The 22,641-nt window shown below is 69.4% G+C and carries 20 protein-coding genes and 2 pseudogenes; 14 read left to right on the top strand and 8 right to left on the bottom strand.

The window, feature by feature from the left end:
* The first annotated feature begins 7 nt into the window (after positions 1–7).
* The 5 genes from ABZU91_RS17235 (at position 8) to ABZU91_RS17215 (ending at position 3,839) form a co-directional block, all read left to right on the top strand.
* Complete coding sequence (locus tag ABZU91_RS17235; RefSeq protein WP_355240846.1) at positions 8–523, top strand: hypothetical protein; 516 nt, start codon at positions 8–10, stop codon at positions 521–523.
* A gap of 9 nt (positions 524–532) precedes the next feature.
* Positions 533–1,105 carry a hypothetical protein gene (locus tag ABZU91_RS17230; RefSeq protein WP_355240843.1) on the top strand — a complete coding sequence of 191 codons (573 nt, stop codon included), beginning with the start codon at positions 533–535 and terminating at the stop codon, positions 1,103–1,105.
* Between the two features lie 7 nt (positions 1,106–1,112).
* Positions 1,113–2,330, top strand: a complete 1,218-nt coding sequence (locus tag ABZU91_RS17225) for an MAB_1171c family putative transporter (protein ID WP_355240840.1) — start codon at positions 1,113–1,115, stop codon at positions 2,328–2,330.
* Positions 2,327–3,193: an oxygenase MpaB family protein gene (locus tag ABZU91_RS17220; protein WP_355240837.1), complete on the top strand. Its 867-nt coding sequence runs from the start codon at positions 2,327–2,329 to the stop codon at positions 3,191–3,193. Before ABZU91_RS17225 ends, ABZU91_RS17220 begins: the two co-directional genes overlap by 4 nt.
* 88 nt (positions 3,194–3,281) lie before the next feature.
* Positions 3,282–3,839, top strand: coding sequence for a hypothetical protein (locus tag ABZU91_RS17215; protein WP_355240834.1), 558 nt, complete (start codon positions 3,282–3,284; stop codon positions 3,837–3,839).
* Positions 3,840–3,906: 67 nt separating this feature from the next.
* On the opposite strand, the gene ABZU91_RS17210 is transcribed toward ABZU91_RS17215, so the two are convergent.
* Positions 3,907–5,142, bottom strand: coding sequence for a low temperature requirement protein A (locus ABZU91_RS17210; protein WP_355240831.1), 1,236 nt, complete (start codon positions 5,140–5,142; stop codon positions 3,907–3,909).
* A 191-nt stretch (positions 5,143–5,333) separates the two neighbouring features.
* Here ABZU91_RS17210 and ABZU91_RS17205 point away from each other — a divergent pair, with 191 nt between their 5' ends.
* The 3 genes from ABZU91_RS17205 (at position 5,334) to ABZU91_RS17195 (ending at position 9,690) form a co-directional block, all read left to right on the top strand.
* The gene (locus tag ABZU91_RS17205) at positions 5,334–7,181 is read left to right on the top strand and encodes a glycoside hydrolase family 15 protein (RefSeq protein WP_355240828.1); all 1,848 of its coding nucleotides are present in this window, start codon (positions 5,334–5,336) and stop codon (positions 7,179–7,181) included.
* A gap of 86 nt (positions 7,182–7,267) precedes the next feature.
* Positions 7,268–8,386, top strand: coding sequence for an IS630 family transposase (locus ABZU91_RS17200; protein ID WP_355240825.1), 1,119 nt, complete (start codon positions 7,268–7,270; stop codon positions 8,384–8,386).
* Positions 8,387–9,312: 926 nt separating this feature from the next.
* Positions 9,313–9,690, top strand: coding sequence for a hypothetical protein (locus tag ABZU91_RS17195; RefSeq protein ID WP_355240822.1), 378 nt, complete (start codon positions 9,313–9,315; stop codon positions 9,688–9,690).
* Positions 9,691–9,748: 58 nt separating this feature from the next.
* Here the strand turns inward: ABZU91_RS17195 and ABZU91_RS17190 are convergent.
* Both ABZU91_RS17190 and ABZU91_RS17185 read right to left on the bottom strand, forming a co-directional pair.
* A pseudogene (locus ABZU91_RS17190) lies at positions 9,749–10,330 on the bottom strand (ice-binding family protein); the annotation flags it as partial.
* 390 nt (positions 10,331–10,720) lie between these two features.
* Entirely contained in the window at positions 10,721–11,614 is an 894-nt protein-coding gene (locus ABZU91_RS17185; RefSeq protein WP_355240819.1) for a LysR substrate-binding domain-containing protein, read from the bottom strand.
* Positions 11,615–11,684: 70 nt separating this feature from the next.
* Between ABZU91_RS17185 and ABZU91_RS17180 the strand changes: the two genes are divergently transcribed.
* Positions 11,685–12,566, top strand: coding sequence for an NAD(P)H-binding protein (locus tag ABZU91_RS17180; protein ID WP_355240816.1), 882 nt, complete (start codon positions 11,685–11,687; stop codon positions 12,564–12,566).
* Here the strand turns inward: ABZU91_RS17180 and ABZU91_RS17175 are convergent.
* On the bottom strand, positions 12,552–13,370 hold the full coding sequence (locus ABZU91_RS17175) for a class I SAM-dependent methyltransferase (protein ID WP_355240813.1): 819 nt from the start codon (positions 13,368–13,370) through the stop codon (positions 12,552–12,554). The genes ABZU91_RS17180 and ABZU91_RS17175 overlap by 15 nt on opposite strands.
* Before the next feature lie 35 nt (positions 13,371–13,405).
* A complete protein-coding gene (locus tag ABZU91_RS17170; RefSeq protein ID WP_355240811.1) occupies positions 13,406–13,558 on the bottom strand; it encodes a VOC family protein in 153 nt (50 codons plus the stop codon).
* 99 nt (positions 13,559–13,657) lie between these two features.
* Here ABZU91_RS17170 and ABZU91_RS17165 point away from each other — a divergent pair, with 99 nt between their 5' ends.
* Both ABZU91_RS17165 and ABZU91_RS17160 read left to right on the top strand, forming a co-directional pair.
* Positions 13,658–15,145, top strand: a complete 1,488-nt coding sequence (locus ABZU91_RS17165) for a sulfatase (protein WP_355240808.1) — start codon at positions 13,658–13,660, stop codon at positions 15,143–15,145.
* A 416-nt stretch (positions 15,146–15,561) separates the two neighbouring features.
* A pseudogene (locus ABZU91_RS17160) lies at positions 15,562–16,312 on the top strand (IS481 family transposase).
* Here ABZU91_RS17160 and ABZU91_RS17155 read toward each other — a convergent pair.
* Positions 16,309–17,946 carry a lectin gene (locus ABZU91_RS17155; protein ID WP_355240805.1) on the bottom strand — a complete coding sequence of 546 codons (1,638 nt, stop codon included), beginning with the start codon at positions 17,944–17,946 and terminating at the stop codon, positions 16,309–16,311. The pseudogene ABZU91_RS17160 and the gene ABZU91_RS17155 overlap by 4 nt on opposite strands.
* Positions 17,947–18,204: 258 nt before the next feature.
* Between ABZU91_RS17155 and ABZU91_RS17150 the strand changes: the two genes are divergently transcribed.
* Positions 18,205–18,690: a GNAT family N-acetyltransferase gene (locus ABZU91_RS17150; protein WP_355240804.1), complete on the top strand. Its 486-nt coding sequence runs from the start codon at positions 18,205–18,207 to the stop codon at positions 18,688–18,690.
* Between the two features lie 138 nt (positions 18,691–18,828).
* Here ABZU91_RS17150 and ABZU91_RS17145 read toward each other — a convergent pair whose 3' ends face one another.
* Complete coding sequence (locus tag ABZU91_RS17145) at positions 18,829–19,896, bottom strand: hypothetical protein (RefSeq protein ID WP_355240801.1); 1,068 nt, start codon at positions 19,894–19,896, stop codon at positions 18,829–18,831.
* 811 nt (positions 19,897–20,707) lie between these two features.
* Between ABZU91_RS17145 and ABZU91_RS17140 the strand changes: the two genes are divergently transcribed.
* A complete protein-coding gene (locus ABZU91_RS17140) occupies positions 20,708–21,286 on the top strand; it encodes an SMI1/KNR4 family protein (protein WP_355240798.1) in 579 nt (192 codons plus the stop codon).
* A gap of 115 nt (positions 21,287–21,401) precedes the next feature.
* The gene (locus ABZU91_RS17135; protein ID WP_355240796.1) at positions 21,402–22,136 is read left to right on the top strand and encodes a hypothetical protein; all 735 of its coding nucleotides are present in this window, start codon (positions 21,402–21,404) and stop codon (positions 22,134–22,136) included.
* Between the two features lie 61 nt (positions 22,137–22,197).
* Here ABZU91_RS17135 and ABZU91_RS17130 read toward each other — a convergent pair whose 3' ends face one another.
* Positions 22,198–22,635, bottom strand: coding sequence for a DUF2690 domain-containing protein (locus tag ABZU91_RS17130; RefSeq protein ID WP_355240793.1), 438 nt, complete (start codon positions 22,633–22,635; stop codon positions 22,198–22,200).
* Positions 22,636–22,641 lie beyond the last annotated feature (6 nt).

Here is a 22,641-nt window from a genome sequence, read left to right as displayed (position 1 = left end):
GAGAAGCATGGTGGACGTTCGGCGTGCGGAGCGGGAGTTGCCGCCCCTCGACACGTTGGCAGCACGGCTGGAGTACCTGTTCGACAACATCCGTCCGACGCCTGACGAACTCGGCGACTCCGACGAGCCTGGTCGCAGGTACACCAACCGGGAGATCGCCGACAAGATCAACGAAGCGGCGGCCGAGACGGGCGTGACGATCAGCGCGGCCTACATCGGCGAGCTGCGCCGTGGCGTGGCCAGCGATCCCCGCACCTCGCACGTGCGCGCCCTGGCCACCGCCTTCGGTGTCAACTCGGGCTACTTCGTGGACGACGCGGCCGCACGACGCATCCAGGACCAGATCACGCTGCTCAGTGAGCTGCGTCGGATGGACGTCAAGCGGGTGGCGCTGCGGCAGGTGCTCGCCGACAACGGCCTCTCCGCGACCGACACGCGGCTCGTCGAGCAGATGGTGGCCCGGCTGCGGGCCGTGGCCGAGGGCACCGACACGACCACCGCCGCACCCGGCGATGGCCGATAGCCGATGGCCGTGCAGATCCTTCGGTGGGAGCACACCGACGAGTGGGGGAACGCCGACGTGACGTTGCATCGCCTACGCAGACGGTGCGAGCGCATCGTGGCCGAGCTGGAGATGCCGGACCCGTTCGACATCCGCACGCTGTGCGACATCCTCGGCGAGCGGCGTGGTCGGCCCATTCACCTGGTGCCGATCAAGCTGCCGGCGCACTCCGTCTGCGGGATGTGCGTGCCGACGAACGACTTCGACGCGATCTTCTACGAGCAGGACACCTCGCCGCTGCACCAACTGCTGATCATCGGTCACGAGTTGGGTCACCTGCTCGCCGGCCACCAGGCGACCGAGGTGCTCGACGCCGACGCCTCCCGGCTGCTGCTGCCGGACCTCGACCCGCAGCTCGTGCGGCGCAGTCTCGGCCGCAGCAACTACGCCGCGGCCGAGGAACGCGAAGCCGAGATGATCGGGTCACTGCTCCTGCGGCGCATTCGCGGTGGTCGCGCGGACGCGGACGAGCCGCCGGTCGACGGGCAGAACGCCGAGCTGTACGGCCGGCTGCGGCACTCACTCGAACACCCCCACTGGTAGCGCGGGGATGGACACCGTCCTCTACGCCGTGTGCGCGGCGTCCGGCTGGGTCGCGCTCGCGTACATGGTGCGGCTGCAACGTCGGCATCCCAGCCGGGCCCGTCGCGCGATCTGCGCGGGCCTCGGGGCGTTCGCCGCCGGTATCACCGTCGCCATCCCGCCCGTCGCCGCCGCGATCGACGACGTGTCGGGCCTGCCCAACCTCGCCAAGGTCATGTCGCACGCCGGCGCGCTGACCATCTCGGCCAATGCCGAGATCATGCTGCTGCACTTCGCGCTCCCCCCGGCGACGGCAGCCGTGCGGGCACGCCGCTGGGTCTGGGTCACCGCGTGCGCATTCCTGGTCATGCTCGGCCTGTTCGCCCACACCCTCACGTACGACGAGCCGGTGCTCCTGACCGTCGAGTACGCGACCGACCCCGTCGTGACCGCGTACCTGCTGATCTTCCTGCTCCTCGGGTTCTTCGCCTACTGCTTCGACATCACCCGGCTGTGCTGGGGCTTCGCGAAGATCTGCGGACGCCCCTGGCTGCGCCGGGGCCTGCGCATCACCGCCGTCGGCGCCGCCTTCGCGCTCCTCTACAGCACCAACAAGATCGTCTACCTGGTCGCCTACTGGGCCGGCTACCGGCCCACCGGCGAGCGTCAGATCGCGGCGGTGCTGGTGACCATCGGCGCGTTGCTCATCACGATCGGCCTCACCATGCCGGCCTGGGGGCCGACCCTCAAGATCGGCCAGCGGTGGGAGGACTTCCACTCCCACCGACGGCTCGAACCCCTCTGGCGGGACCTCGTCGCGGCCCTTCCCGAGCTGGAACTCGACCCCACCCTGCGACGCCGGTTCGCGGCCATCCGCGACACCGACTACGCGCTCACGCGCCGGGTCGCCGAGATCCGCGACGGCCGCCTGGCCCTGCGCCCGTACACCGATATCGGGGTGACCGCGCTGGCCGAGCGGTTGGCCGAAGGGGCCGGTCTGAGCGCGGCGGAGCGGCAGGCGGCGGTCGAGGCCGCACACCTGGCGTGCGCGCTGCGGCGGCACCACGCCGGCATCGTCGCCGCGACCCCGCAGCCCGCCGACGAACTGCACCGCCCGGACGGTGGCTATGCCGGTGAGGTGGCGTGGCTAACGCTCGTCACCGACGCCTATGCCCGATCGCCGGTGGTGGCCCGGACGCTCGCCGAGGCCATCCCGCACCCGACGGCAGGAGACGCCCGCCGATGAAGGGCCGCTACGACAAACTGAAGCGGGTCCGCACGCTGGACCCGCAGCGCGACTACCTCGACATCTACCAGACCATGCTGCGCTACGAGTTCCCCTGGGACATGAAGCTGGGCCTCAACCTGGCGTTCAACAGGTCCTTCTCCGTCCCGGCCATCGCCGCCGTGCACACCACCACCGGCGAGCTGACCGACCGCACCCAGAAGCGCATCGACGACACCGGCCTGCTGATGTACGAGATGGTCCTCAACGGCTTCGACGAGCCCCGGGGCCGCGACGCGCTACGGCGCGTCAACCAGATCCACCGTCCGTACGACATCGGCAACGACGACTTCCGCTACGTCCTGGGCTGCCTCGTCGTGATCCCGACGCGCTGGCTGCGCGAGTACGGCTGGCGTCCACCCTGCTGCCACGAGCGACAGGCCACGTACCTGTTCTACCGGGAACTCGGCCGACGGATGGGCATCACCGACATCCCCGGGTCGTACGACGAGTTCGAGACCTGGTTCGACGCCCACGACGCCGCCCACCTGCTGCCGAACGACGACGCGGTGGCCATCGAGCGGGCCACCCGCATGCTGATGCTCGCTCGCCTCCCCCGGACGCTCGCGCCGCTGGGCAACGCCCTGGTCAGCGCCATGTACGACGAACCCCTGCGGCGCGCGACGCGGGTCGACGCGCCGGTGTGGCCGGTCCGGGCCGGCCTGCGACTGGCGTTGCGGTCGCGCGCGCGGTGTCAACGGTGGTTCGGCGCACCGCGGACCACACCACTGTTCGCCGACGGCATCAAGGCCAGGACCTACCCCCAGGGGTACGACATCAGCCAGCTCGGCCCGCGTGGATCGGCCGCTGACGAAGGCAGGTAGCACCGGGGCCCGGGAATGGCTTGACGCACCGGCTTCCATCGCGGATGGTCAGATATCGGCAGCCTTCAATTCGTTACGGGGAGGACCGATGAAGACCTTCGCCACCACCGCCGCGGCCCTACTGCTCCTGGTCACGGGTGCCGCGTCACCCGCCTCATCCGCACCACCGGCACCGGACACGCCCTGCGCCGGGCAGATCCACCCGAACCCTTCGTTCGAGCGTGGTGCCACCGGCTGGACCGCCGGCCCCCGCGTCGTCGTGCTCGGCGACGAGACCCGGCCCGCACACACCGGCCGCGCGTACGCCACCTTCGCCGGGCTGGACGTGACGCGTACCGACCTGCTGCGCACGACCGTCACCGTGCCGGCCGACTGCAATCTGACGGTCCGCTTCTGGGTCCGGACCACCACCACGGAGACCACCCGCGGCGACTACCTGAACGTCGGGCTGGCGGTCACCGGCATACCTCCGAAGACGAGGTTCTCGCTGGCCTTCGACGGCGGCGCCCAGTGGCGGCAGTACAGCATGTCGAGCGGAACGGCGGCGGCCGAGCGCACCGCGACGGTCAGCTTCCTGGGCAGCGAGATGGCCGGCAACGGCGTCACGGCCTTCGACGTCGACGACGTCACCTTCGATCTGAGCTGACGAAACACCGGGCGGGCGGTCGACGCGACCGCCCGCCTTCGCGTCGCCCACTTCCCCGCGGTCCCGCTCACGCCTCGAGGTCGGGTCGGCCGGGCAGCTTGCGTCCGATCGGCGGGGCGGGGGCCTCCGGCGCGTCATTGCGACTGCCCCACGCGTCGAGCACCGCGACCAGGGTCAGCACACCGGCCACCACACACAGGCCGACCATCGGCGGCAACCGGGTCAACGCCGGCGCGACCAGCAGCAGGACCACGAGTCCGATCGTCCGCGAACGGGAGAATCGGCCGAACACCTCGTACTCCAACCGCAGCCGCCCGACGAGGAAGAGCGCCGGACCACCCACCACGAACAGGAGCCACGCCGGCCGTGGCTCGCCGAACGGATCGTCGATCACCAGTTCGTAGCCGACCGAGGTGAGGAGCACGCTGAGCACGATCAGCAGGTGCGTCCGCTCCGACACCCTGCCCAGGCTCGCCGGCTGGTCCGCCCGCCCCAGTGCCTCCGTCAGCAGCAGACCGGCGCGGTGGAAGTAGATCCGCCAGATCAGGGCGCTGGTGACGAACGCGACAGTGAAGGCGGCGGCCCGCTCCGGGGAGTAGTACCGGCCGCTGAACACCACGCCGATCACCAGGATCGACTCCCCGAGCGCGATGAGGAACATCTGCTGGTAGCGGTCGGCGAGATGCGTGCCGGCGATCCGCCAGTGCGCCACCGCCGCGGCCCCCAGCCGCGGAAGCGGCCACCCCAGGAACCAGGCGAGGTAGTCGACGCCGAGGGCGACAGCCCACAGCGGCAGGCGCAGCCGCTCCGGGCCGAACGCGCCGACCAGCCAGATCGGCGCGCTCAGCACGGCCCACGCGGAGAGCCGGAACGCGACCAGCCGCCTCGGATGGCCCCGCAGCGCGGCCGCGATCACCATCGGCCGCACCACCATCACCAGCAGGTACGCGACCACGAACGGCACGGCCCGCTCTTCCATGGCGCGCGGCAGCGTCACCGCCATGACCAGGCCGGCGAACATCGTGCCGACCACGACGGCCTGGATGACCGACCGCTCCGGCTCGTAGCGGCTGGTGATCCAGGTGGTGTGCGACCAGATCAGCCACAGCGCCAGGAACAGCAGCAGGGTACGACCGAGCCCGGTGACGAGCGCCCACCCGGCGTCGCCGTTCAGCTCGACGAAGCGCTGCGAGACCCGCGTGAGAGCCACCACGAAGGCCAGGTCGAAGAAGAGCTCCAGGAACGTGGCGCGGCCCGCGCTGTCGGGAGGGCGCAGGAGATCCGCACCATGTCTCGTCGACATCGCCCGCCTCCGTCCGCCCTCGTCGCACCAACGAGCGGCCCGCCACGGGGATGTGCCGGCGACCGGTCACGGCGTGGGCGCGAGGCGGGGTGGAGGGCACGCGGCAGGGTGGTTGAGGCCGAATCCCACCTTATTCGACAATTTCTCCCTTTAAGTTCGATGCGCAGGACGCGGCCGAACCGGGGAGAGACGTGGACAGCTATCCGGCGATCGAAGATCACGGTCTCATCGGTGACCTGCAGACCGCCGCGCTGGTGACCTGCGACGGCACCGTCGACTGGTTCTGCGCGCCACGCTTCGACTCGCCGAGCATCTTCGCCGGGCTGCTCGACAAGGAGAAGGGCGGCTACTTCCGGATCGCACCGGACGGCGTGCGGTACGTCACCAAACAGCTCTACCTGCCCGGCACGCCGATCCTTATCACCCGGTTCATCAGCGTCGACGGGGTGGCCGAGGTGATGGACTTCATGCCGGTCACCGGCGAGCGGGCCACCGACGCGCACCGCCTGGTCCGCATCGTCACGATGGTCCGCGGCAGCATGCGCTTCCGCGTGGAGTGCCGGCCACGGTTCGACTACGCCCGGGAGGAGCATGAGCTGGAGCGCCACCACCACGGCTACGTCTTTCGCAGCCGGTCGGCGACGCTGACGTTCAACCCGGTCGACCCGGTACGGCGACTGATCTCCGAACACGGCGACGTCCGCCTCGAGGGCGGCGACCTCGTCGCATACGGCACCCTCAACGAGGGCGACACCGGCGGGGTGGTCCTGGAGACCGGCGGCACCGAACCACGGATCTTCCCACCGGAGGAGATCCAGGGCATGTTCGAGTGGACCCGGGACTACTGGCGACGCTGGCTCGAACGCTCCAGCTACACCGGCCGCTGGCGGGAGATGGTGGAACGCTCCGCCATCACACTGAAACTCATGACGTACGCGCCGACCGGCGCGATGATCGCCGCGCCCACCGCCGCCCTGCCCGAACTGGTCGGCGGATCCCGCAACTGGGACTACCGCTACACCTGGGTACGCGACACGTCGTTCTCGGTGCACGCGCTGCTCGGTCTCGGCTTCACCGAGGAGGTCAGCCGCTACATGGACTGGCTGGACGAGCGCATCCGCACGGCCAGCGAACACCAGGACCCGCTGAAGATCATGTATCGCGTGGACGGTTCCTCCGACCTGCACGAGGAGGTGCTCGACCACCTGGAGGGGTATCGCGGCTCCCGGCCGGTACGGATCGGCAACGGCGCCGCCGACCAGCTCCAACTGGACATCCACGGCGAGGCGCTCTACGCCATGCACCTCGCCGACGAACAGGGCATCCGCGTCTCGCACCAGGTGTGGAAGAGCACCGTCCGGCTCGTCGACTGGCTCTGCCACAACTGGGACCAGCGCGACGCCGGAATCTGGGAGAGCCGGCACCATCCCCGCAACTACACGTTCGGTCGAGTCATGTCGTGGGTGGCGCTGGACCGGGCCATCCGCCTGGCCAACCGCACCGGCCGTCCCGGCGACCTGACCTGTTGGACCGAACAGCGAAACCGGATCTACAACCAGGTCATGGCCCGCGGGTACCACCACGACCGCGGCAGTTTCGTGCAGGCGTACGACGAGAACGTCCTCGACGCCGCACTGCTGGCGATGCCGGCGGTCGGCTTCGTCACCCCGAGCGACCCGCTGTGGCAGTCCACCCTGAACGCGATCGAACGCGAACTGGTCTCCGACAGCCTCGTCCACCGGTACGACCCGGTCCACTCCCCCGACGGCCTCCCGGGCCACGAGGGCACCTTCAACATGTGCACCTTCTGGTACGTCGAGGCCCTGGCCCGTGCCGGTCGCCTCGACGACGCCCGTCTCACGTTCGAGAAGATGTTCACCTTCAGCAACCACCTCGGCCTCTACGCCGAGGAGATCGCCGCGAGCGGGGAGCAGATCGGCAACTATCCCCAGGCCTTCAGCCACCTGTCTCTGATCAATACCGCGCTGACCCTCAACAGCCTGCTCGACGCCGAGGCCGACGCCCACCGCCGCCGCTAGTGCCGTGACCACGAACGTTCACGGTGTTGGATGACACGCCGTGGGGCCTGTCGGCTGGGCGGCGTCGGGGCGGTCAGGCTGTAGCGGTGGCAGATCCTGTACGCGTGAGGCGGCTGAGTGATCAGGAAGGTCAGCAGCTGCTCAGAATCACCCGCCGGGGAACCGGTTCCCCGATCCGGCTGAGGCGGGCGATGGTCGTGCTCGCTTCGGCCGGTGGGAACACGGTGCCGGCGATCGCCCGCCTGGTCCAGGCCGATGAGGACACGATTCGGCAGGTCATTCACCGGTTCAACGAGATGGGGATGGCCTGCTTGGACCCTCAGTGGGCGGGTGGCCGTCCCCGCCAGATCAGTCCTGACGAGGAACAGTTCATCGTCGAGACGGCCAACACCCGCCCCGAGAAGCTGGGGCGGCCGTTCACCCGCTGGAGCATCCGCAAGCTCGCCGATCACCTGAGCTCGCATGCCGTTCGGCGGGTCCGGATCGGTCGGGAACGACTGCGGCAGATCCTGCACCAGCACAAGATCACCTTCCAGCGGACGAAGACGTGGAAGGAGTCCACCGACCCTGACCGGGACGCCAAGCTCGCCCCGATTGAGTACGTGAGCAGCCGTTTCCCGCAGCGGGCGTTCGCGTTCGACGAGTTCGGGCCCCTGGTGATCCGGCCGCAGGCCGGTGCCGGTTGGGCGCCGGCCGGGCACCCTTCCCGGCTGCCCGCGAACTATCACAAGCTGCACGGGGTCCGGCAGTTCCACGGCTGCTACTCCGTCGGCGACGACCAGCTTTGGGGCGTCGTGCGGCGGCGCAAAAGCTCGGCGAACACCCTCGCCGCGCTCAAGTCGATCCGCGCCGCCCGCCCGGACGGCGCACCGATCTACGTGATCCTGGACAACCTGTCGGCCCACAAAGGCTCGAAGATCCGCAGGTGGGCGGCCCGCAACAAGGTCGAGCTCTGCTTCACCCCGACCTACGCCTCCTGGGCCAACCCGATCGAGGCCCAGTTCGGGCCGCTACGCACCTTCGTTATCGCCGGCTCGAACCGCCCGAACCACCCCACGCTGACCCGGAAACTGCAGGCCTACCTGCGCTGGCGCAACGCCAACGCCCGCCACCCCGACGTCCTGGCCGCCCAACGCCGAGAACGAGCCCGCATCCGCAGCGAACGACAACGACGCTGGGGCCAACCCGCCACCCGAGCAGCCTGACCCCAACACCGTCAACGTTCGTGGTCACGGCACTAGACCGCGTCTTCACAGGTTTACAACCATCGAAGTAGCGCGGCGATAGTGACGGTGGCCTGGAACGAGGTCGCAGTCTTTCGTAGCGGCGGGGCCGCCGGCGGATGCGGGCTTGGCAGACCGATCCGTCCGCGCCGCCCGTGGTGTTGCTGCACTCCCCGGCGGAGCTGGACATCTGGCTGAGCGGGCTGCCTCGTCCGTGAGGACCAGATCACCGCCGTCCTGCACAGCTAGGCGCGGGCCGTCGAGGCCGGCGGCAACGGCGCCGTTGCCGCGACCTGCAGACGAGACGTACATCGAGGGTGACCCGGACAGGACGGCGGCCGGTCATCAACGACGCCGGGTACGGGCCCTTCTCGACGAACGCCACACGGCGGTGACCGAGCAGTCTGGTGTGACCGGAGCCCAGGTGACGATCCTGGACGTTCTCGATATCGCACCGGGGGTACGTCCTCGTACCGGCCGAGTGGACGTTGGCCTTCGCGCCGCCGCAGGGCAAGGCCGGCAGCGTGCGGTTCGCACAGACCCACGTGGTGCGCTGCGACGGCGACCGGCCACAGACCCTGCTCTACCTCCCTCCCGCACGAGCGCGAGGACGACGTCATACGCGAGCTGAGGCTCACCGGCTGACCGTCCATGGCGAATACGTCGTCGGCCCGCCCCCGGTGGGGAGCGGGCCGACGACGTGAGGTGACCCGGCTGGGTTCACACCAGCCGGGCCACCGATCAGGACTCCAGGCGTCGACGCCGGGCGAGGAAGAACGCGACCGCGCCCAGGATGACCATCACACCTCCGACGCCGGTCATGGCCGGGACCACACCGCCGCCGGTGACCGGCAGGATGGGTTGCTTGCCGCCACCACCAGGACGGCCGGGCGCGCCAGGACTGCCGGGTGCACCGGGCGCTCCGGGGGGCCCGGACGGACCAGGTGCACCGGGGCTACCGGGTGCACCGGGCGCTCCGGGGGGCCCGGACGGACCAGGTGCACCGGGGCTACCGGGCGCTCCGGGGGGTCCGGGGGATCCGGACGGACCAGGCGCCCCCGGGCTACCAGGCGCCCCCGGGCTACCAGGCGCTCCCGGGCTACCAGGCGCCCCCGGGCTACCAGGCGCTCCCGGGCTACCAGGCGCCCCCGGGCTACCAGGCGCTCCCGGGCTACCAGGCGCTCCGGGGCTGCCGGGCGGGCCGGACGGGCCGGGTGGACCGGTGGGCCCGGGTGGGCCGGTCGGTCCGGGCGGGCCCGTCGGTCCGGCGCAGATCGGTGCGCTGATGACGTTGGTGTCGAGGGTGACGGCGGCGGTGCGCGCCAGTGCGCGGCCCTGGAGGGTTGCGCCCGTTGCCATCGTGATCGCGGCCTGAGCCATGATGGTGCCCACGAAGGTGGTGCCGGTGCCGATCGTCGCCGAGCTGCCGATCTTCCAGAACACGTTGCAGGCCGAAGCTCCGTTGATCAGCACGACGCTGCTGTTCGATGCCGTCGTCAGCGAGGAGTCGACCTGGAAGATGAACACGGCCGACGGATCGCCCTGGCCGTTGAGCGTCAATGCCCCGGTCAGTTGAGCCGCCCCGATCCGGTAGACCCCTTCGTTGAGGGTGTTGCCGCCCAGCTCGGCCGGGAGGTTGGTGAACGGGGTCCGGCCGGCGGCGTCGTTGAAGGCGATGGTCAGGTCACTCTGAGCCTGTAGAGCAACCGCGTCGCCGAGGTGCACCTCGCCACCGATGGTTGCTGTTCCGAATCCGGACGCGGTGTTTCCGGGGAACCGCCCGAGGCTCTGGGCCAGGAAGCTGGGGCCGGTGTTGGTGGGCTCCGCTCCGGCGAGGACGGAGAAGTCGGCCGCCGTCCCCAGGTTGACCGGTGCTTCCTGCGCGTTTGCGGCGGTCGAGCTGAAGAGCAGCAGGCTGGCTGCCACCGTGGCGGCTGCGCCAGCCACGAGCGACGGCAGGGCCACCCGCCGCCGTAGCCAATTCTTGGGTCTAGCTGTCACAGAACACCCTCCGTGGGTACTACTCGCAGGAGGCGTCCAACGCGCGGCGCCCTGCGTGATATGGCCTGATTGGCGCCGATGAAGCGCGCTGACTACCACATCACACCGGGTGTCCCAATGAAGGCAAATCGGGACAATATCCCCAGTCTGTCTATCTGGATCAGAGCGGTCGAACCAGCCAAGCCAGGCCGCGTCGCAACCCGCTACGACAAGACCGCGACCTCGTATCAGGCCACCGTCACCATCCCCGCGCTACTTCGATGGTTGTGAACCTTTGAAGACACGGCCCAGGGGCGACGGTGCTGCCGAGCGTCGTCAGGCGGTCTCCGCGGCGTCCGCCGACAGGCTGTTCCGGCGGCGTGTGGAGACCGCCGTGGCGACCCGGACGAACGCGGCGACCGCGAGCGAGTGCGAGTTCTGCGGCCACGCCACCGCGAAGGCCGCCTCCGGGGCGTCGTCGACCGGACGCCACGCCAGCTGCGGCCGGGCGTTGCGCGCGGCGAGCGACACGGGAAGCAGCGCGAGCATCCGCCCGAGCTCGATCTGACGCAGCATCTGCACCATGTCCCCGAACGGCGGTGGCTGCTCCCCGTGTCGCACGTAGACGTGCGCGCCGGAAACGGCCCGCCGGTGCGCGGCCTCGATGTCGGCCATCCGCAACCGGGGCCGTCCGGCGAGCGGGTGCCCGGCCGGTAGCGCCAGCACCTGCTGCTCGGACAGCAGCGGCTCGACATCCAGGCCATCGGCGTCGAACGGCTCGACGACGATCGCCACGTCGGCCTCGCCCGCGCGGAGCAGGGCCGGCTGCTCGCGCCAGCCGCTGAACCTGACCTCGACGGGTACGGCGGCGTGCTCGGCCTGGTACGCCGCGAGCACGTCGTCGAGGAGGCCCCCCTCGACGTCGGCCTTCACCGCGAGCACCAACCTGCCGCCGGGCACACCCGCGGACCGTCGGGCACGCCGGGTGGCGGCGTCGAGCGCGACGAGCGCTGCCCGTGCGTCGGCGAGGAGCACCGCGCCCGCCTCGGTGAGCGCGACGCTGCGGGTGGTGCGGTCGAGAAGACGTACACCCAGCTCTGCCTCGAGCCCGGAGATCGCGCGCGAGAGTGCCGGCGACGCGATGCCGAGCCGCTCGGCGGCTCGGGTGAAGTTGAGCTCCTCGGCGACGGCCACGAAGTAGCGCAGCGGCCTGGACTCCACGGGATTCATACCCTGAGGATAATAATGCCGCCCGAACTGGTCCTTCTGCCCACACCCGCCCCGCGCGACGATGAGAACCATGATCGTCATCACGACTCCCACGGGCACGATCGGCGCCGCCGTCGCCGAGTCCCTGCGCGCCACCGGCGCGCCGCTGCGCCTGATCGCCCGCGACCCCGCCCGCCTGCCCGAGACCCTTCGGGAGTACGCCGACGTGGTCGTCGGTTCGCACGCCGACCCCGAGGTGCTCAATCGTGCGCTGACCGGTGCCACGGCGCTCTTCGTGCTCGTACCACCGAACTTCGGCGCTCCGGACGTCACCGGGCACTACCTCGGCTTCGCGCGTCCCATCGCCGACGCCGTCCGCGCGCACGGCGTACCCCGCGTCGTGGCCGTCTCCTCACTCGGCCGCGGATTCGCCGGCCCGGCCGGGCTGCTCTCGGCGGCCTGGGCGATGGACGACATGCTGCAGTCCAGCGGCGCGGCCTACCGCTCGCTACAGCCGGCGTTCTTCATGGAGAACCTGCTGCACCAGGTCGAACTGATCAGGGGCCCGGGGATGTTCGTGCTCACCGCCGACCCCGACGCGCCGCTCGCGGCGGTAGCGAGCGCGGACATCGCCCGCACGGCCGCCGACCTGCTCGCCGACGACACGTGGACCGGCCAGGAGGACGTGCCCGTGCGCGAGCCCGTCGACCACACCCCGCGCGAGATGGCGCAGGTCATCGCCGAGACGCTCGGGCGGCCGGTCACCTACCAGCAGGCCAGCCTCGCCGACTACCGCGCCCGGTACGCGTCGTCCGGAGCGAGTCCGGCGACAGTCGACGCCATGATCGAGATGGCCGAGGCGCAGACGGCCGGCGTCTACCCGCCCGTCCCCGAAGGAGGCGGGGGGACGACCTTCCGCCGGTGGTGCGAGTCGGTGCTCGCGCCTGCGGTGAACCCGTCAACGCTTCGTTGACGGAACGGTCCCGGTCGCCGGGACGCCGCGGACCGCCCAGGCCCTGGCCGTCAACCGGATCGAGCCGTCGGGCTCGGTGGGCAGACGGGTGGCGAGCAGATCGCGCAGGGCGGTCCGCTGCGACCCGCTGAGCGAGGCCAGATAGCCGGGGGCGGAGCCCTGCCCGCCGAGGAACGGCTTCCAGTAGTCGGTGAAGTCGGTGAAGACCGTGGGCACGGCGAGCGCCTGCACCGAGACATCCGTCAGCCCGGCGTCGGTCCACAGCGCTCGCAGCGGCTCGGGACGGCACAGCGCGAAGCGCTGCCAGTCGTCGCGGGCCGCCGCGGCGGGATCGAGCGCGGCGGCAGCGTCCCAGAAGTGCCGCATCATCGCCATCCCCTCGGCGTAGTCCCACACGTACGCGGCCACCGTCCCCCCGGGGGCGACCACACGGGCGAACTCCGCGGCCGCCAGCGCCGGCTCGGCGACGAAGTTCAGCACCAACCCGCTGACGACCACGTCGACGGCGCTACCCGGCAGGGGCAGCACCCGGGCGTCACCGACCGCGAAAGCCGCGCGCGGATCGGTGACCTCGGCGCGGGCCTGCCGCACGAAGCCGGCGGACGGGTCCACGCCGGTGACCTGACGCGGCTGCGCTGTCCTGAGCACGGTCGAGGTCAGCACACCGGTACCACTGCCCACGTCAAGCCACCGTAGCCCGGCCGGCAGGTCGAGCCAGCGCAGGAACTCCACCGCGACGAGCCGGCTCCATCGGCCCACGTACGCCTCGTACGCCGCACCGTCCCGCCAGACCGCAGATGTCATTCCGGCACCATACGGCGAACCCGGCGGGACAGGCTCTACAGGACGTCGAACTCGTTCCCCTCGGGGTCGGCCATCGTCACGTGGTCAGGCCTACCGTCCGTCTCGTCCACCCGGAGCAGGATGCCGCCTGCCGCCACCAGTTCGTCGACCATCGCCTGGACCCGCGGCCAGCGCGCCTCGAACGGCACGTGCCGGCCACCGCCCACGTGCAGGGGAACGGCATGGTGTTGATCGGATCATCACCACCTGTTGAACAGACGCTGACAAGTGTTCGTGAGGCTTGACGGATGGCCATCACCCAGCGACGTCTCGTCGCCACCGCCCTCGTGGCCGGGCTCGCCCTGCTCGCCGCATGGACACCGGCACGCGGCGCGGAACCGACGCCCACCGCCACCGCACCCAACATCATCTTCGTACTCGTCGACGATCTCGCGTGGAACCTCGTGCCGTACCTGCCGCAGGTGCGGCAACTACAGAACGAGGGCGCCACCTTTACCAACTACACGGTGACCGACTCGCTGTGCTGCCCGTCCCGCTCGTCGATCCTGACCGGCCAGTTCCCGCACGACACCGGCGTCTTCACCAACGGTGGAAACGATGGTGGGTTCGCGGTCTTCAAGGGCCGGGGCAACGAGAACCGGACCTTCGCGACCGCGTTGCAGGGCAGGGGCTACCGGACCGGGTTCATGGGCAAGTACCTCAACGGCTACCTGCCGGCGGACACGCAGGGCGGGTCGCTGCCGTACGTCCCGCCCGGCTGGTCGGAGTGGTACGTGGCGGGCAACGGGTACCCCGAGTACAACTACGACCTCAACGAGAACCACACAGTCGTCCACTACGGCAGTCAACCCGCCGACTACCTGACCAACGTGCTGTCCCGCAAGGGCAGGGACTTCATCCAGCGCTCGGCGGCCGCCAACACGCCGTTCCTGCTGGAGGTCTCCACCTTCGCCCCGCACAGCCCGTTCACCCCGGCCAACCAGGACCTGGACGACTTCCCGGGACTGACCGCCCCGCGCACCGCGGCGTACGACCGACTGCCCACCAACCCGCCGTCCTGGCTGGCCGGCAACGGGCCGTTGACCGCGCAGGAGAAGAGCACCCTGGACACGAACTTCCGCAAGCGCGCCCAGTCCGTCCAGGCCGTCGACCGGCTGATCGGCAACCTGCGCGCCCAGCTCACCACCAGTGGCATCGCCGACAACACCTACGTGGTGTTCAGCTCCGACAACGGCTTCCACATGGGCGAGTACCGGTTGACCGGTGGCAAGCAGACCGCGTTCGACACCGATGTGCGGGTCCCCCTCGTCGTCGCCGGACCCGGTGTCGTCCCCGGCTCGCAGCGTGCCGAGATCGTGCAGAACATCGACCTGGCGCCGACCTTCCAACGCATCGGCACCGCCGATGTCGGCACACACGTCGACGGGCGCAACCTGCTACCCCTCGCACAGGGCGACCCGGCGCCGAACTGGCGTACCGGGGCGCTGATCGAGCACCACGGCCCCAACCAGGCGGCTGACGACCCCGACGCGCAGGACCGCCGCAACGGCAGTCCGGTCACCTACGAGGCGCTGCGGACAGCGACCTACACCTACGTCGAGTACTCGAACGGCGAACGGGAGTACTACAACCGGGTCGCCGACCCGGACCAGCTCAACAACATCGCCTCCGGGCTCTCGGTCAGCCGCCTGGCCACGCTGCACGACGCGCTTGCCGCGTACGTCGCCTGCCACAGCCACTCGGCGTGCTGGACTGCCGGGCACGTGCCGGCCTGACGCCCGACCGATGCGACGGCCCTGGCCTGCGGCTGAGCACTGCGCAGGCCAGGGCCGACCGCTCCGGCGGACCCGACTCCTAGGCCGTGTGTCAAAAGCCCCTGGCCGGCCTGCGGAGGCCGAGAGGACCGGCCGTTTCGGCCGCTGGTGAAACGCCGCTCGCGGGCCCGTGGTCCGGCCGGATCGGAGCCGCCCGCTCCATTGAGCGTGATGCCTGTGGGTCATCAAGATGACTCACAGGCATCACCCTCATTGTGGTGTCCGCCGTCCGCCCCTCGGCTCGACCCAGGACCTTGACACACGGCCTAGGTGTTCTGTCCATGGACGTTGGTGACAGGGCGTAGATCTTGAAATGGGTGAGGACCTCCGGGTGAGGTGGAGCTTGTCGAAGGTTCCGCACCACCCAGGAGGTCCTCGTGACCCACGCTAATGCACCCCTGACCGAACGCGGCAGACTGCGTTTGGCCCGCTGCGTCGTCGACGACGAGTGGCCCCTGCGCCGGGCCGCGGAACGGTTCCAAGTCAGCCCGACTACAGCGAAACGCTGGGCCGAGCGTTACCGCGTCGAAGGCGTCGCGGGCATGAAAGACCGCTTCAGCCGGCCACACCACAGCCCGAACCGCACCCGCCCCCAGGTAGAACGCCAGGTGCTGCATCTACGGACGAGCCGGCGTTGGGGACCCGCCCGCATCGCAGGACGCCTGGATCTGCCCGCCTCCACCTGCCACGCGATCCTGCGCCACGCGGGCGTCACCCGCCTGGCCCATCTCGACCGCGCTACCCGAGAACCGATCCGCCGCTACGAACACCCCCACCCCGGCGACCTGGTCCACGTCGACATCAAGAAGCTCGGCAACATCCCCGACGGCGGCGGCTGGCGCACCCAAGGGCGTGCTCGCGGGAAACTCAACCGCACCGCCACCCCCGGACACACCACCGACCGTCAAGAAGACCCGCCCCTACCGGCCACAAACAAACGGCAAGGTCGAGCGTTTCCACCGGACCATGACCGACGAATGGGCCTACGCCAAGCCCTACCGATCCGAGACCGCCCGACGAGCCGCCCTACCCGCCTGGCTCCACGCCTACAATCACCACCGCCACCACACCGCACTCGGCGGCCCACCCCCCAGCCGCGTCCCCAACCACTCCGGACAGAACACCTAGACGAGGTCGAAGGACTCCCACGGGCCGACCGCCGTGCGATTCGCGATCAGCGCACCGGCACCGGCGTCCTCGGCGCAGACGTACCTGCCGTTCGCGCCACTGCGGAAGCTGACACTGCCGTCCGGGTTCGTCACCCTCGTGAACGTCTCCCAGCCGCCGATCGTGTCGCGGTCGGCCACCAGCGCTGCCGCACCGGCGTCCTCGGCGCAGACGTACTTTCCGGTCCTGCTGGATCGAAGGGCGACGAGCCCGCCACCGGCGTCGACGATGGTGAACTTCTCCGACGCGGACGTCAGCGAGGCGACCAATGGCGACCCTCCGACGAAGCGGCCGTTGGCCCGGGACCGCACGCCGACGGCGGCGGGCGGCGTCGGCGTGGAGCCGAGCACCGGCGCGGTCGGTCGGGTGGCGGTCAACGCGATCGCGCCCTTGAGCATCCGGCCGCCGTCACCGCTGAGCCGCAGGTAGTAGTCCGCCGAACACTTCGTACCGTCCTCGTCCAACGGCAGGAACTTCGAGCCGACCGGAACGAACGCGGCTGTCTCGGCCGTCTTGGCGATCTGGTTGCCCTCGTTGTACTCGTCGAACATCGAGATGTAGATCGCCGGCGCTCCGGCCCGGATCACGTTGTAGAACTGCCGCCACATGAAGTCACCGTGCGCGCGCTGGCGCTCCTGCAGATCACCGGGCAGCACACAGGGCTGGTAGTCGATGCCGTGCGCCACGCAGTCCTGCACGTCGGGAAGCGTCACGTTGGTGTAGAACCAGTCCGACCCGGCCGCGTCGCCGATCCGGCCGACCATCCACGGCGAGATCATGTTGTACGCGTGGTAGACGTCGGAGAAGCCGGACCGCGAGTCGCTGTCGCCGTTGCGCCAGTGCGTCGGCGTGCCACCCATGACGTACACGCCCTGCGCCTTGAACCAGTTGATCACGTCGAGGCAGACGGCGGCGCTCCACGGGTGGTTGCTGTCGTTGAAGCCGAACCCCCAGATGCCGACGACGGGCTTGCCGTTCTGTTTCGCGTACGCCGGGGAGGCCATGTACGCCTTCATCTTGTTGGTCCAGTCGTCCTTGATCTGCTGCTGCATGTCCGTCCAGCCGCTGACGTCGTACATGATGTAGAACTTGCGGCCGAACTCCTCGGCCGCGTTGCGGACCTTGATCGTGACGGCGTCGCGGATCGGGCCCTCCCCGCCGACCGGGTTGAAGCGCTGCAACGCGGCGGTGTCCAGCCCGTTCTCCTGCATCCAGCGGAAGTGGGTGTCCACGGTCTGCTGGTCGTAGGACGAGAACAGCGACGCGGGCTGGCCGTTGCCCAGGTTCTGGTATCCGGTCTTGTACACCCGGTCGTAGTCGCGCACGTCCGGCCATGACTTGAGTGCCTCGTTGACCGGCGAGGGGATCTTCTGCCAGTCCTGGCCGTAGTGCCACCAGCCCGACAACGGGCTCCCGTCGCCGGCCCCGGTGAACCAACCCTGGTAGCCGACGGTGATCTTTCCGACCACGTCGCCGGGCGGGCTCACCGCGGCGGCGGCGGGACTGGCCGCGAGGGCGTCGAGCGAGACGCCGGCGACGGTGGCCGCGGCGCCGGCCATCGCGGAGCCGAGCAGGGTACGGCGGGTCAGCCTCATGACGGTGGCAACTTTCCTCAGGGGATGTTTCGCCCGGATCGTGGAGCTGGGGATGATCCGGACGAGATGAGGTTAGTGAGCCGGTTTGCCGACCATCAAGCTGCGCGGAAGAACTTCAAAGAAGCTTAAGAGTACGAGGATTGCGAACGCGGAACGCCACCGGCGCTCACTCCCGCCGTCGTGAGCTGACGCCGGGCGTGATCCTCATCATCCCGGCCAGATCCGAACTTCTCGTCCGCCACGAACATCAGGTAGGTGATGAACGAGTGCTCTGAAGCGCCGCGGGAGGCGGCCGAGGTGACCACCTCGGCAGGACACCGGCTGCACATACGTCACGCCACACCGGGCGATCTCCACCTCGTCAATCAGTTCCACGCGCAGGACTGCTCCCCCGCGAGCCGGGCCGCGCGGTACCACGCGGGGCGGAGCCGGATCCGGGCAAGTGAGTGGCGGAACCTGACCCATCCCGACAAGGGCTACACCGTTCTGGTTTCGGTACCGGGCCAGGACCGTCTGGTGGGCCTCGCCCACCTCTTCTGGCAGAAGTCCGCACCGCCGGAGGTGGCGATACTGGTCGCCGACGACTGGCAGGGGATCGGCGTGGGTAGGGCGGTCGCCGGGTGGCTGGTCGGACTCGCCACCGCGCACGGGCACCGTGTCCAGCAGGCATACATCGTGCCGCAGAACGTACGCGCCCTCCGGCTGGCCCAGCACTTCGGCGCAGTCGTCGATCACGTGGGCTGAGCGGACGGCAGTGGGCGTTCCGGATCGCCATCCGTGGCGACCGGCTCTGCAATCCCGGACCGCAGCCGGGCAGGTCGATCCCGCCTCGACGGTCGACCTGCCCGGAGTCAGCCAGCACGGCTGCTGACGAAGCAGACCCTAGGCGCGCTGGGCGCGGTCATAGAGCGGCCTGGTGATCGCCGAGGTGAACTGGGGGCCGATGAGGTGACGGGTGCAGGCCTCGTCGCCGCGCTCACACACCGTGCCGGTGTTGTCGAGGAAATCGGACCAGGTGTTCACGCCCACCACGGTTCCCAGGCCGGACACGACATCGAATCGGGCCATGCGCGGACCGCCACTGGAACCACCACCCATCACGCAGGCGGCGCCCCACTGGCCCTTCGGAGTGGGCCAGTCGGTGCTGCCGGGATCCTCGCTGGCCTGGCCCGTGCAGTAGGCGAGCCGCCGCCCCGTGAACTCCGGAAGACCGTCCCGGGCAGGGTCCGACGCGGCGCGAGGGTAGCCGAACTGGAAGACGAGCTGCGCTCCGGGCAGGTCGAAGCCGACGCTCTGCGCCGCCCCGACCGCATCCTGCACCCTTTGGCCACGCTCATTCTTGTGGAGCACCACGAAGGCCTGGTCGTACGAGTCGAACTTCGGGTCCTGGCCGTTGTTCCGCAACCAGGTCGAATCGGCGACTCCGATGCGTCCGACGAACGTGCCGTAGGGTGCCCGACCCTCACGATAGCCGGGTACGAACATCACATTCGTCGCCCACTCGCCGTTCTCACCGAGAAGATCGGTGCTGTGCACGCAGTGCCCGGCCGTCACCACGGTGCTTCGATTGGCGCTGTCGACAACGGTCGCCGTGCAACTGGAGTCTTCGCCCTGGCTGGTGAAGAAGAGTCGGCCCACCGTCGACGCCACGGCGTTGGACCGGGTCCAGGGAGCACCGTCGGGTCCACTCGTCGCAGGGTTGCCGGAGAGGGGCTCGTTCAGCGCCGCGAGCCGCTCCGATGTCCAGTAGTCGAGGACCGCCTGCCGCTCGGCGGCGTTGACCGCCTGCGCATGCGTTGCCACGTTCGCTGCCCTGCCGACAGTCGACGAGGCAGCCGCGGCGGCCGCGCTCGGTAGGGAGATGGCGGTTCCGAGGACAAGCATTGCCGACGTCAGCATGATCGAGGCGCGTCTGCCCTCGCCCCACCATCGGCGTTCCGGTGTCGTCATGCGCGAGAACCTACGGACCGGGTGTCAGGAACCTGTCAGAAAGCGTTGAGGGTGTCCCTGCATTCCTGTCCAAGCCGGGTGTAGTCGGGACTGGTCCACACTCCACGGCTCCGCGACTTCGGCAGCCCTGATTCCCGCTTCTCGATGATCGGCTCACAGTCCCAGGTGGTCGTGCCAGCACACCGGAACCCGTACCGGCGACAGCGGCTCGATGACCGCCCACCGTCCATCTCGCACAACAGCCCCTACGCCGCGTCGACCGTGCGGCGACGCCGGCACGAGCTTCGCGCACACGCCGCAGGCGGTGGTCAGGGTGGCGTGTGCGGAACCGTTCCGCACAGGTCAGATCCTTGTCGGTGTCGGAAACCAGCGGCGAGGCTTGGTGACTCGGCGGCTGGTGCAGGTTCAAGAACTCTTCGGGAAACTGGTGGTACTACGTCAGTGTCGGAGGAGCGGCGCCGTACGGCTGGATTTACGGGGGGAATGTCTCAGGCGAGGAGACGATCACGACGCCCTGCACGGGCTGATGTGAGCCGCATGATTCCGTGATTCGACGCGGGAGCTTCGGGGTCTGTCCGGTTCTGCCGGGCAGACCCGACTCGCGCGCACGCTCACGAGTGCTGGTGGTCGAAGCCGCCGGTACCGCCCTTCAAACTCGACGGTGACCGGGTTCTGGCCGAGGTGCCTCACACGACTACCAAGCGGTCGCTCGATCCAAGGCCAGCAGAAGGGAGTGCCCACGTTCAAAGGTGCCATCGCGCCACCGGCAGAAGCAGCCGTAGGCTGACAGCACCGCACCAGGATGAGGAACATGTGGGACGTTGAGGACATCCAAGCCCGCCTTGCAGTTATGCGAGCTGAAGACCCGGAACTCCGACGCTCCGGGGCGCGGCGCCATCGATACCAGCTCGGGGCCACTCTCAGCGAAGCCGACCTGGCCGCGTTCGAGTGCCACCACCACATCACGTTGCCGGACGCCTACCGCAGCTTCCTTCGGGAGGTCGGAAACGGCGGCGCGGGCCCACACTACGGCCTATTCACTCTCGACGGCGACGGTCTGCGCGACCACGAGCGAGAAGCGCGTCACCGGCCTGGCTATCTTGCCACCCCCTTCCCTCACACCCAGGCATGGAACCCGGCTTACCACGTGCCAGACCCGTGCGTCCCCGGACCAGTCGACCTGATGACCGAGGACGAATACTTCGATGAACGAGAAATCGCTGGCTCGCTGATAATCGCCGAATTCGGCTGCGGCGCCTTCCACCGCCTGATCATCACGGGACCAGCCCGAGGCCAAGTCTGGTTCGACGACCGAGCCGCCGACGGTGGCCTCAGCTCCGAGGCCGACTTTGCCGACTGGTACCAGGACTGGCTACACGATCGCGAGTAGCTCCGCTCGCGGCAGTTCGGCACAGTTACCCAGGTATGACAAAGGGGCCGTCGGTTGGACGCGCCTGCCGCACGGACCGTTGCGTGAAAAGATCACCTGCGGCACCATGATCACGATGACTCAGCACCTGGACTGGCTGAACCGCTACGTCGCCGGGCAAGAAGATCATGTATGGCATGAGATGCGGCAGCTTGGTGACCGCGTCCGCGAGCCAGACTTCGCCCCGGAGGCGCAGGCGGTGTGCGACGAGATGGCTCGCCGGGCACGGAGCAACATCGAAACCCTGGTCGCGCGCCTACGCGAGCAGGGTTACCGATTCCACCAGAACGACGACGACCAGACTCCGACAGAGCCATACACGCCACCCGGCGCGGAGGCGGAAGAGCTCCTTCACTGGCTGGAACAGCGTCTGGGCGCACTTCCGATGACGCTCTCGTCGTGGATCCGCATCGTGGGCGACGTGTGGTTGGTGGGAACGCACCCCCAGTGGCCCAACTCGGCTGCGGCCGACCCGCTCGTGCTGGAGCTGGCGGGTTCCCGCTACCCGGACAGCGACATCCGCGAGTACTTCGCGGAGGAGATCGAGGCGTGGCAGGACGACCCGGATGAACCATTCCTCCTGCCCGTCGCGCCCGATCACTTCCACAAGGACAACGTCAGCGGCGGCGGTCCGTACGGCATCATCCTTCCCGACGCATCCGCCGACGCGCACTTCGTGGGCGAGGCTCGCATGCCGCTGGTGGGCTACCTGAACTGGACCTTCCGGCACGGCGGCTTTCCCCGACCCACCGCCGACGAAGCACCGTGGCACGTCATCCACCAGTTGACAGAGGGTCTCCACCACCTCTGACGGACACCAGCCGGGCAGCGCCCTCCGGCGACCCCTCAGGGCCGTCGGAGGGCGCTGTCGATCACACGCAGGCCGTAGCGCCTCTGCCCGGGCCGCCATTCCAGAGCGCCCGAACCGACTTGTACGGTGAGTAGATCATCCGACTCCACGACCACGTCGAGTTCGAGGCCGAGACGCCAACCTGCTGGTAGCCGGTCGGGCACTGGTAGGCCACAAGGGCCTGCGGCTCATTCGTGCCATACACAGCGGGAAGCCGCGCCCAGTTTGCCCTGCACGTCGGCGACCAGCGCAACTCCACGTAGGAGCCGGAGGTACCCCACATCGGCCCGGAAGCCACGGTCACCGCGTCCGCGCCACAGCCGGTTTCCTCCGGGTCGCGGCCCGAGCAGTAGTCGCCCCAGCAGCCAACCGCCCGGGCCGGTGCGGGGGCGACGACGACCCCGGACAGTGCGACCAGTGCCACACCGAACAACGCCATGGTCCGAGTACGTGTGCGCATGCTGGC

Source organism: Micromonospora sp. NPDC005174 (assembly GCF_040608495.1).
Taxonomy (GTDB): Bacteria; Actinomycetota; Actinomycetes; order Mycobacteriales; family Micromonosporaceae; genus Micromonospora.
This window is presented reverse-complemented; position numbering and strand designations above follow the sequence as displayed.